This is a genomic window from Endozoicomonas sp. SESOKO1, from assembly GCF_024606265.1.
GTDB lineage: Bacteria > Pseudomonadota > Gammaproteobacteria > Pseudomonadales > Endozoicomonadaceae > Endozoicomonas.
The window spans coordinates 1-2,520 of sequence record NZ_JAHHPP010000080.1; the positions used below are offsets into that span (position 1 = coordinate 1).

A 2,520-nucleotide genomic window follows, 5' to 3' on the forward strand; every position below is an offset into this window, starting at 1 on the left:
CAACACATACAACCGTTCACGACAGTGCAGCAACGGCTACAACCCAATCGGTAAACACAACCCAGGCGACCAATGGAACAAGTACCATTCTCCCGACTACTGCCCTCCCACCACTGGGAGAGTTGGTTTCCGATAGTGTGGAAATCACGTTACTGGCGTCACTGAGAGACAAGCTGGCAGACTATCAACAACTGAAAAAAAACAGGCCCATGGCAACTGCCAAAAATTACGGGGGGAATATCACCGGGATAGCCCGGAAGCCGGAGACCAGTATCCGGATAGGTCAGCAGCCCGATACCATCATCGGTGTACGTCCGGATGATCCAACTCTCCAGCTAATCGATCAGTTCCTTCAGCAGTATTCAGACCCAACCTCACACCCAACCTCACCATCAACCGTTGACTTGTCCCCGTTAATATCAAGTATTGAAAACAAGGTGGCAATGTATGAATTATTCAATCTGGCATTAGTGGTTTCTTCCTTCACTGAGGCTATTAAAAAATCCTTCCCGGCCGTAGCCACGATTTATGACAATGAACTGAAACAGCTCAGCAATGAAATAAATAATTACGCCCTGACGCACGATCAGGGTGACACGAAAATCAAAAGAAACAGAAGAACCATTACCAAAGAATTAACTGACATTCTACTCAGGGCGCTGAGAAATTTTGAACTAAAGCCAATGAGTCACGAAATGAAAGTTTTCTTCAAAGGCTTCGAAGAAAGGCGCGATGCCTTCAACAAAGCTCTGTATAAAGATGACAGCCTCATTGATGACCATGAATTTAAAGAAATGTTTGAATGCATGAAAAGTAAAACAACACTTATTCTGGGACTGAAGAATTACAACCATGAAATTGAACAGGCCATTGCTGACGGCAATTATTACCGGGTTGGCCAAATTACCTTCAGTGTTAATGTACTTCACAATAAAGTACGGAACACCCCGGATAACTTCGTATCAACAAATCCTTATCTTGATCTGTTAATCAAGATCAGCAATATAGAAGCCAAACAGATTAACCCCTTACTATCACTGGCCAATGAGGCAGCTGCCTCGGTCCCTATTAATGCACTCGTTTTACAAGCATGTGCGCAGGATGCCCTGGACCTGGCATTCTATGAAGGTTACTCAGCCGGATTTTGTGCCGGGGATTTAATAGCCACAGCCATTGCCGGTCGTTATGGATTGTACGCCAATTCACTGGTGAGTCTGGCAAATTCAATGTTATATGGTTTCGATTACAGCCGACTCCCACTCCAGGTCAGAGTGACCTTGCAGGATGCATTATTTTACAAGTCCCACTCTCATCCCTGGAACCATGCCGAATCAACGGGCCTGGGTGATCAAAGCATATATGTCCTGAAGATACTGAAAAAATCTATTCCTGTGGGGGCAGGTATATTGTCTCAGATTCGCGCGCACACTTTCAATTCAATGAATAGTCTGATCAATATAATGTTAAACAGTCTTCCTGTTCGCAACCTTGGCACTGAGTGGGTCCAATTTGCGGTTGGTCCTAATGAGAAACACATCTGCTACTTTGCTTTCAGCAAAAGCAACAATCTCTTCAGGCTCACTGTTCAAGATCATATTACCGGTGTGACCACGGTTACCGGTACTACTCTGGAGCAGCTGAAAACTGCCATACCAAATGCACTAGGACAATTTGCCCGTGAATACAAAATACCGCTGTACCCCGGTCCCCAGGCTGTCCCCGTTCCCGGTAGAGGTCTCTTTCTCCTTGGCAACTCGATGCTGGATCCGCTGGAAGACCTGGAACTGATCAAGGATTCAGCACTCACCGTTAAAGATATCCTGACCCACGACCCCTCCCAACTCCGGGAACTGGACAAAGAAAGAATCAATGCCCTGACGACAAAATATCTTCAAACCGTCAAAAATGATGCCACCCGAAAAATGCTGAACATCAACCTGAAGTCCCTGTCACAATCAGAGTCAGAAGCACTGGCAGAAATTGCGCAAATGCCCATGGTTTATCTGATGCGGGAAGTCCTGACAATGCTCGAACTGCATCCGAATCTTGCTGCATACCTCCCTAACAAACTTACCGACGTAAAGTTGATGAATGCCTACGTTGTCACCACGCTGGATAAGATTGCCAAACACCAGGCCGCCTCCGGGAAAAAAACCGCTGATGCCGATGCCCAATCAAAACCACAGGGTGCAGCATCGGCAGCAGCAGCCACTGACCTGGCCACCAGCACTGCCGGAGAGCTGGTCAAGCTGGCTATTGAAAGGGACTTAAGCCTGCTTGACCCAGAACCGGACGCTGGTACCGTTGCAGCGCGAGCCAGTGCAGCGCAACCCGGTGGTGCCCATGCCGCACCCGACAGCCAGGGCAGCAGCGGTGTATCCGGTAGTACTATTGGTGGGATAATCGGTGGCTCACTTGGCGGTTTTGCCGGAGAGGTTGGCATGGCATTGTTAGCATTTAAGGCTCGCTGCCCCGAGTGCCTGTCAGAAATGGCCAATGAATTCACCGAGGATGCCAGCG

General features: G+C 48.0%; 1 protein-coding gene. It reads left to right on the plus strand.

The window, feature by feature from the left end:
• Positions 1–2,520, plus strand: a 2,520-nt coding sequence (locus tag KDK13_RS04445) for a hypothetical protein (protein ID WP_257283726.1), incomplete at both ends; no start/stop codon positions are given.